Origin of the sequence: Christiangramia marina (assembly GCF_048285865.1) — a bacterium.
Classification (GTDB): Bacteria; Bacteroidota; Bacteroidia; order Flavobacteriales; family Flavobacteriaceae; genus Christiangramia; species Christiangramia marina.
This window is the reverse complement of sequence record NZ_JBLVTK010000003.1, coordinates 507,029-515,869: the sequence shown is the minus strand read 5'-3', so window position 1 is coordinate 515,869 and position 8,841 is coordinate 507,029. Positions and strand designations below refer to the sequence as shown.

The following is an 8,841-nucleotide window of genomic DNA, read 5'->3' as shown; positions in this document are numbered from 1 at the left end:
ATAGCAGTATGTAATAAGCTGCTAAAGCAAGCATTTGCAATTGCAAAATCAGGAACCTATTACCAGGAAAATTATATGTCGAAATTAGCTTAAAAGTACTAGGATTTTACCTTAGTTCTTTGTTGGCAACTGGCGTGTTAGCTATTAAACAATTTACTTTTTTTAATTTTTATTCCTCTATTAATTTTCGAAACTGATAATATTGAAGGAACATCCGTGGTCCATTTTTTCAAATTAAGTATTATCAAAATTATTTCTGCTCGCGAAATTATTCCCAATATCACACAAATAATAAATAAGGTGTGGCTCCTTGAATTTATTGTAAGATCGACTAAAAAAGCAACAAGTGAAATTGTCCAAAATTTTGCAAGAATAGAATGCGTGGCAATTGATCTGCTAAACTTTTTGTAACTAATTACATATGCGGAAATTTCTAAAATTGATATTATAGAAATCCATATAATATTATCTAAAATGAAATTAATGTTTAAAAAGAAAATTGTTCCCATAACTGTTAACCAGAAAAATTGATCAACATTAGAGTCTAAAATTCGAAGTTTTTGTGTTGATACCTTAAGTTTTCTGGCAATTATTCCGTCAAATATGTCAGTTAATAAACCAGTTATCATTAGAATAGAAATCCAAAATTTGAAATTATCTACTTTTCCAATTCCAATTAATATAATTAATATGCCAATTAAGATTCTACTATAAATAAGTATAATTGGAATTTTGTTCATTACGAAATTTTCTAGCTTGTTGCCAACGGTCTCGATTATCGCAAGTCACGGGAGTTGGGACTCGGATTTGTCGGCTTACCGTTTTTTGTTTCCTGGTTTCTAAAATTACACTTTTTACGGATTACCCGTTATTTGCGATGAATCGTTGTTGGCAAATGGTTTTATAACCCTACATAATCAGTATTTGAAACTTCTAATTTTTCAAGTTGATTATTTTTTATTTTCAATGAATACCAAACTCTCCATTGATTATCGGTATCTGGAATTGCAAGATCAGAAGTCAAATAAATTTTATTTTCTACTATACTGTCAAGATTTGTTGAATATAGATCACAATCTTTATAAAAGTCTGTAAGAAGAGATTTTTCAAATTTTGACTTATCAATGCGTACTTTACTAGTAATAGAGTCTGATATTAAGTTTAAATCGGTAACCATCGTGTGAGAATAGTCGGAATAGTTTTGGTCATCTTCTTGCTTTAAATTTCTAACGATTAAACTATCATAGAGACTATAAGTTTTTAATTCAAGACTATATTTCAAATTAGAAATTTCGAATTCTTTCTTGTCAACTATTGTGTCAGAATTTAAAGCCCAATAATTTTTGATAGTGTCTTCCTTCTTGATAACAGAAAGATTGTCTGCCTGTATTTTTGGTTCGATTCTTTGTTCAATTTTATCTTTCTTTATCTGATTACAACTTGATAAAGTCAGGATTGTAAACATAAAACCTAATAGGTGTCTCATTCTTTAAAACTATTTGCCAACTCGTTATATCCACCCAAATATACATTTTTATCCGAGTATGTTTCGGGATAAACGCAGATCCGACTGTTCTTTATCTCCCTTCTCCAATAGCTTTTTGATGGTAGAATCAAGCGGACTCTCAATTTTCAACAGATCTTTTTTGGTGACATGCGTATAGATCATCGTCGTTTCCGGTTTGGCGTGGCCAAGCAGCTCCTGGATATATCTTAGATCTGTTCCGTTTTCCAGCATATGGGTGGCAAAACTGTGTCTTAACGTATGCGGAGTCACCCTTTTCCTGATCTTCGCTCTTTCGCAGCTATCCTTCAGAAATCCGCGAATTGCGGAACTGGAATATTTTCCTCCGTTACCTTCAGCGAAGTAACGCTTAGGTTCATAAGTCTGTAAATAATTCAGCAATAAAGGAAGAAAACTTTCAGCCATCATTACATAACGGTCCTTCCTACCTTTCGCCTGTCTAATCAGTATTTGCCTTCTATCAATATCAAGATCCCGCAACTCGAGATTGATAAGCTCACCAATTCGCAAGCCTGATGAATAAATAAGGGCGAGAATACTTCGATGTTTCAAATTTCGGGTAAATCGCAATAGATCGATTAGCTCTTCCTTGCTAAGAACAGTTGGTAAATAACTGCTTTTCTTGGGACGCTTCAAGGCATTTAGATCGAATAAAGCGTTTTCATTAAATTCAAAATAATGCTTTAACGCGCTAATACATTGCCTGTGCGTACTTATGGAATAGCGTTTCAGAGCAACTTCAGATTCTATAAACCTGGCGACATCCCTATGTGTGTAATTCTCTTTTTCATGATGAAATTTCAGAAAGGAGTGCACAAAAGAAGAATAGGTTTTGATCGTACTTGGGCTATGTCTAAGTCCTTTTAAGTATTGCACGAACTTTCGCATGGCCAACTTTACTTCAACAGTTTCTACCATGGCGATATCCGGGATCCTGGAGAAATCCAGTAAAGCGGTATTTATCTCTACTTCAATAGTTTTGAAGTGGGAGCTAAGTTTTTCCAGGTATTGTTTGCCCGAAGGAATATAGAAGCAGGAATGGGTTCGACTCCATCTTACTTCCTTCAACGTTTTTAAATGGGCTTTTAGTTCCATGTCGAACCTAAAGTCTATACCAATCTGTTCAGCACTTTTATGTCTGAATAGAAACAAATTTAATTGCTTCATAAAATTTAATTAACCTTCAAACATAAATTAAAATACGATTGGTAAGCTCTTGTTCGTCATGAAAACGTTTAAAAACTAAAAGCGCTGGTTAAGAGGTTTTTAATTGATTAGGTATAAAAAAAAGGGAGCCGAAGCTCCCTCAATAAGTTGTGCGATTGAATAATGACTTATGCCATCATTACAGATTTTGCATTTACGAATTCATGCAATCCAAATCCGCCATGTTCTCTACCGTAACCTGAATCTTTCACACCACCAAACGGCATATTAGGCTTGGCAAGTCCAAAGGAATTGATAAATACCATTCCGGTATCAAAATGCTTCTGTGCTAATTCCTTAGCCTTAGCTTCGTCTTTAGAGAAAATTCCTCCACCAAGACCAAATCTACTGTCATTCGCAATTCTCATAGCATCATCAGTATCTTTTGCTTTGATTAACGACGCAACAGGTCCAAAAAGCTCGTCATCGTAAGCTGGTTGTCCTGGCTCAAGATTTTCAAGTACAGTCGCTGGATAATAGAATCCGTCGCCTTCTGGAAGTTTCCCTCCACATAAAATTTTAGCTCCTTTTTTCACGCTTTCTTCTACCTGCTCGTGAAGTTCTTCTCGTAGATCCTTTCTGGCCATTGGTCCAAGATCGCTGTTTTCACTTGTAGGATCTCCAAGTTTGATATTTTTCATTTGCTCTACAAAGGCATCTCTAAATTTGTCATAAACCGCATCTACTACGATAAATCTTTTGGCGGCAACACAGGTTTCTCCATTATTGTATAGACGTCCCTGTACGCAGGTTTTTACAGCAAGATCAAGATCTGCATCATCAAGCACGATGTAAGCATCATTACTTCCCAGTTCCAATACCGTTTTCTTAAGTGCTTTTCCTGCTTTTTCACCAATAATTCTTCCGGCACTTGGGCTACCTGTAAGGGTAACTCCGCGTACTCGTTTGTTTTCTATCACCTCATCACTCTGGTCATGCGAGATCACCAGTGTTTTAAATAAATTCTCAGGCAAACCAGCGTCCTTGTAAATTTGCTCCAGTAAGATTCCTGTTCCGGTTACGTTTTCAGCATGCTTCAGCAATACTCCGTTTCCAGCCATAAGGTTGGCAATAGAATAACGTACTACCTGGTAAGTTGGGAAATTCCATGGCTGGATTCCGTAGATCACGCCCATTGGAGAGTAGGTAATAAAACCTTTTCCACCTTCTGGCAATTCTCTTTCCTCATCCTGTAAACTTTTTGGGCCATTTTCGGCAGTATAGTCACAAATAGCTGAACAGAGTTCAATTTCCTGGTGTCCCTGTTTTTCCAGTTTCCCCATTTCCTCGGTCATTAATTTGGCAAGTTTCTCTTTATTCTTGTCAAGCTCTTTTCCAATATTAACAATAATTTTTGCGCGCTCTTCAGCAGGCTTCATTTTCCATTCCAGGAATGCTTCATGACAGGACTCGATCGCCTTGTTCATTTCGTCATTGGTCATCGTATCATAAGATTGAATTTCCTTCCCGGTTGCTGGGTTAATAGTGGTCATTTTTGAATCCTTAGACATAATTTTCTTTCTTTTTGTTTAGCAATTTTTCTTGAAAGCTAAGTTACGCCTTAAGAGAGCCGAACCTTAATAAGACTTCGTTAAATGAATTCTTCGGAAGGCCCCATAACTTTAAAATTTTTATAAAACTTTCTTCTGAAGTATCATAATTTTCGGATTTCAGCGAAGCTTCCGAAGTATCCTACCAAATCGCTGGGAATTGTTCTCGATAATCTTGCTAATTTTAAAGGGTAAAAATCCTAACTCATGATGACCGAATTACAGGAGGCCTATGGTTTCCTATTTGAAAAAGAATTGCTCGAAGAGATCGCCGAATGTGGATCTATTCGTAAGATCGAAGTAGGGGAACGCATTATTGAGTTTGGCGATTATGTTACCGGGATGCCCTTGCTGCTCAATGGTGCTATCAAAATTTTACGGGAAGACGGTGATGGTGATGAATTGCTGCTTTACTTTATAGAAAGAGGGGATACCTGTGCCATGACTCTTAATTGCTGCATGGGCCAGACCAAAAGTGAAATTCGTGCGGTAGCCGAAACCGATACTACCATGATCATGGTACCAATCGCTAAAATGGAGGAATGGACGGCGAGGTTTAAAAGCTGGAGAAATTTTGTCTTTGAAAGCTATCACTCCCGTCTTTCTGAAATGCTGGATACAATAGACACCATCGCATTCCTTAATATGGATCAGCGTATTATGAAATACCTGCGGGATAAGGCTAAGATCAATGGAGATGAAACTGTACAAAGTACCCATCAGCAGATCGCTTACGACCTTCATACGTCCAGGGTGGTAGTTTCCAGGTTATTAAAGAAACTCGAACTGGATGGAAAGATCAAATTACAAAGAAACCAGATCAAGGTCGTCGACCTATAATGCTTTTGTAACACTTGTTACTGCACGTGCTCTATGAACCCAATACATTTGCTCCGAAATTAAATTACTATGGATATTCTTGAAATTCTCGGTTATTTTGGAGCTTTACTTATAGGAGTAGTGCTTGGACTCATAGGTGGTGGAGGTTCCATACTTACGGTGCCAGTGTTGGTGTACCTTATGGCGATCAATCCTGTGACCGCGACGGCTTATTCTCTTTTTGTGGTGGGAACTTCAGCTTTGGTGGGAGCGCTTAGAAATCTTCCGAAGAAATTAATAGATTTCAGGACCGCGATTGTTTTCGCAATTCCCGCATTTATCGCCGTATACCTTACCAGGATGTACCTCGTTCCAGCAATTCCTGAAGAGATCTTTAGTATTGGCGGACTCATGATCACTAAGAATATCGGGATCATGCTATTTTTTGCTATCATCATGGTGGTTGCCTCAATTTCGATGATCACTCAAAAACGTACTGAGGATACTGATGAAGAACAAGCAGTGCAGTATAACTATCCTTTGATCATTTTAGAAGGGATCGTGGTTGGACTGTTAACGGGGATCGTTGGAGCTGGTGGTGGTTTCCTTATCATCCCGGCATTGGTCTTACTCGCCAAGCTTCCCATGAAAAAAGCGGTGGCTACTTCCTTACTCATTATCGCATTCAAAAGTTTGATCGGTTTTATGGGGGATGTTCAAAACCTTGAGATCGACTGGCCGTTTCTACTCATATTTACCGGGCTCTCCATTGCAGGAATCTGGCTGGGAGTTTATCTCAATAAATTCATAGATGGGAAGAAGTTAAAAAGAGGCTTTGGTTGGTTCGTTCTGGTGATGGGTATCTATATTATTCTAAGCGAACTGTTATAATCACTTCTGAAGTTTGACTTCGGAAAATTCTAAAGTTTTTTGATTCTTCTGAAGTCTTCATGGAACATGCGTTAAATTCAGAAATTAAAGTGTTTCTGAAGGGATCGAGCCTTTAAAATTCAGTAAATTTACAAGCCGAAAGAACAGGTGTTCCAACCTTCTTTTTGAGGTCGGAATATCATCTAAATTATTCCGTCATGGAAAATCTCGATTACGCCAGACTACAAATGGCTTTTACCCTCGGATTTCATATTATTTTTGCTTGTATTGGTATGGTCATGCCCTTTTTTATGGTGGTTTCTCATAGAAAGTGGCTAAATACCCGAAAGCCTATTTATTTAAAACTTACTAAAGCCTGGCAACGCGGAGTTGCCATTTTTTTTGTCACCGGTGCAGTATCGGGAACCGCGCTGTCCTTTGAGCTGGGAATGCTCTGGCCAGAATTTATGAAACATGCCGGTCCTGTAATAGGAATGCCATTTTCGCTGGAAGGTGCAGCCTTCTTTGTGGAAGCGATCGCGCTTGGATTTTACCTGTATGGATGGAAAAAACTTCCGGAAACTTTTCACTGGATCACCGGGATCATCGTGGGAATTTCAGGAGTGATTTCCGGGATTCTCGTAGTATCTGCCAATGCCTGGATGAATTCACCAACAGGATTTGATGTGGTAGATGGCGCGTATGTAAATATAGATCCGGTCAAGGCTTTTCTCAACGATGCATGGTTTACCCAGGCTCTGCATATGACCCTGGCTGCTTTCGCCGCTACTGGCTTTGCCGTTGCCGGTCTGCATGCCATACAAATATTACGTAACAAACGCCCAGATCTGCACAAGGCTGCCTTTAAGATCGCCATAGTTTTTGGAGCGGTCGCAGCGCTTTTACAACCTATTAGTGGTGATCTATCTGCCAAGGATGTAGCACAAAGACAGCCGGTAAAACTGGCGGCGATGGAAGCACACTATGAAACCCAGAAAGGAGCTCCGCTTTACATCGGTGGGATCGTGGATGCGGATAATAAAACTGTGAGCAATAAGCTAGAAATACCAAAAGCATTATCCTTCCTGGCCTTTGGAGATTTTGATGCTGAGGTAAAAGGACTGAATGACTTTCCTGAAGAAAATCTTCCACCGGTTCCTGTCGTACACTACGCTTTCCAGACCATGGTGGGAATAGGTAGTTTACTTATGCTGGCGGCTTTGATCTATTTTATTAGTTTAAAGAAGAAAAGCTGGCTCAATAACAAAAAGTACTGGTGGCTGTTCGCGATACTAACGCCTTTAGGATTTGTGGCCGTGGAAGCAGGTTGGGTAGTTACCGAAGTAGGAAGACAACCCTGGATCGTGTACAACATCATGCGTACTTCTGAAGCTGTAACGCCAATGCCTGGATTAAAATTCAGCTTTTACCTGTACGTAACTGTTTACGCCATCCTTGCGGTGATGGTAACCTGGCTAATGCACAGGCAGATCAAGGTTCTTAATAACTCAATCGGGTAGGTATGTTATACGTAGTACTTTTTTTTACGTTTTTCTCTCTATTTCTATATGTTCTCTTGGGTGGTGCCGACTTTGGAGCTGGCATCGTGGAGCTCTTTTCGTCCAGGGAGAACAAGGAATTGAATAAACTCACGGTCTATAAGGTCATGGGACCGGTTTGGGAAGCCAATCATATCTGGCTTATCATCCTGATTGTTATTCTATGGATCGCTTTTCCAGCATATTTCAATATCATTATTATCTATCTCCATATTCCACTTACGCTGGTGTTACTGGGAATTACCATGCGTGGTGTTGCTTTTATCTTCAGGCATTATGATGCGGTAATCGATGGGACACAGGTATGGTATAATCGTATGTTCAGGATTTCCAGTCTTATTACACCAATTTTCCTCGGAATGTCTTTTGGAGCATTGGTAAGCGGTAAGATCGTAGTTACAGATGATTACTCCAATACTACGTTCGCTGAAATTTTTATGTACCCCTGGCTGAATACCTTTACTGTTCTCACAGGATTATTCTATGCTGCACTTTGTACTTTCCTGGCTTCAACTTTATTGATTGGAGAAACTGAAGGAGATATCAGGAAAATGTATAGTCGGAAATCGGCAATCTTTACAGTTGTGCTGGTAATGGTGGGTGGTGCAGTGCTGTTCTATGGGTACTGGTATGATTTGGTTTTTGTTAAAGAATTTCTTCAGAATAAAATATCTCTTATAGCGATCGCATTATCAGCCTTATTACTTATTCCTCTATGGTTTGCAATTGGTAAACAGAAACGTGTACAGACCAGGATTTATGCAGGCTTACAGATTCTATTAGTCATTTTTGCTGCAGTACACACTCATTTTCCTCGCCTTATCATTACCAGTACTTCGGAAGTAAATATGCTCGAAAACACTGCTCCGGAATCTGTAATGTATGTTCTGGGTATTTCTTTGATCATTGGAGGCGGGATCATATTGCCGGGATTATTTCATTTGATGAAGTCGTTTAATATGATCAGGATTCCGTCCAGATCAGGAAAACATACAGCTGAAGACTAAATAATACGGAACTCTATTTATGAGCTAATAGATTTTCATTAATTTCATCCTTTACAATCTAATTTAAATTTAAGACTATGAAATCAACAATTTTAAAAGGTATGTTTATGAGTGCGATCCTTTTGTTCGTCGCTTGTGGTGAAAGTACAGATGCTGTGGAATCTGGAACTTACCAGGGAACAGTAAAGGAAGTAGAAGCAGATAAGACAGAGATCTACGTTACTACAGATGATGACAAAACTTTGGAACTATATTTTACTGAAACTACCAGCCTTACCAGAAATGGAAGCGAAGTAGAGTTTTCT

General features: G+C 38.7%; 9 protein-coding genes. 5 read left to right on the top strand and 4 right to left on the bottom strand.

Features of this window, described 5'->3' with window-relative positions; genetic code table 11:
- Positions 1-137: 137 nt before the first annotated feature.
- From ACNKXS_RS13195 to ACNKXS_RS13180, 4 genes are all read right to left on the bottom strand, one after another.
- Positions 138-740, bottom strand: coding sequence for a CDP-alcohol phosphatidyltransferase family protein (locus ACNKXS_RS13195; protein ID WP_417921245.1), 603 nt, complete (start codon positions 738-740; stop codon positions 138-140).
- Between the two features lie 161 nt (positions 741-901).
- Positions 902-1,486, bottom strand: a complete 585-nt coding sequence (locus ACNKXS_RS13190) for a hypothetical protein (protein ID WP_417921244.1) — start codon at positions 1,484-1,486, stop codon at positions 902-904.
- A 48-nt stretch (positions 1,487-1,534) separates the two neighbouring features.
- Complete coding sequence (xerA, locus tag ACNKXS_RS13185) at positions 1,535-2,692, bottom strand: site-specific tyrosine recombinase/integron integrase (RefSeq protein WP_417921243.1); 1,158 nt, start codon at positions 2,690-2,692, stop codon at positions 1,535-1,537.
- A gap of 167 nt (positions 2,693-2,859) precedes the next feature.
- Positions 2,860-4,242 carry an NAD-dependent succinate-semialdehyde dehydrogenase gene (locus ACNKXS_RS13180; RefSeq protein WP_417921242.1) on the bottom strand — a complete coding sequence of 461 codons (1,383 nt, stop codon included), beginning with the start codon at positions 4,240-4,242 and terminating at the stop codon, positions 2,860-2,862.
- A gap of 246 nt (positions 4,243-4,488) precedes the next feature.
- Here ACNKXS_RS13180 and ACNKXS_RS13175 point away from each other — a divergent pair, with 246 nt between their 5' ends.
- The 5 genes from ACNKXS_RS13175 to ACNKXS_RS13155 form a co-directional block, all read left to right on the top strand.
- A complete protein-coding gene (locus ACNKXS_RS13175; RefSeq protein WP_417921241.1) occupies positions 4,489-5,121 on the top strand; it encodes a Crp/Fnr family transcriptional regulator in 633 nt (210 codons plus the stop codon).
- 69 nt (positions 5,122-5,190) lie between these two features.
- Positions 5,191-5,991, top strand: a complete 801-nt coding sequence (locus ACNKXS_RS13170) for a sulfite exporter TauE/SafE family protein (protein ID WP_417921240.1) — start codon at positions 5,191-5,193, stop codon at positions 5,989-5,991.
- A 197-nt stretch (positions 5,992-6,188) separates the two neighbouring features.
- Positions 6,189-7,490, top strand: coding sequence for a cytochrome ubiquinol oxidase subunit I (locus ACNKXS_RS13165; RefSeq protein WP_417921239.1), 1,302 nt, complete (start codon positions 6,189-6,191; stop codon positions 7,488-7,490).
- Between the two features lie 2 nt (positions 7,491-7,492).
- The gene (locus ACNKXS_RS13160; RefSeq protein ID WP_417921238.1) at positions 7,493-8,536 is read left to right on the top strand and encodes a cytochrome d ubiquinol oxidase subunit II; all 1,044 of its coding nucleotides are present in this window, start codon (positions 7,493-7,495) and stop codon (positions 8,534-8,536) included.
- Between the two features lie 77 nt (positions 8,537-8,613).
- Positions 8,614-8,841, top strand: a 228-nt coding sequence (locus ACNKXS_RS13155; RefSeq protein WP_417921237.1) for a hypothetical protein, incomplete at its 3' end; no start/stop codon positions are given.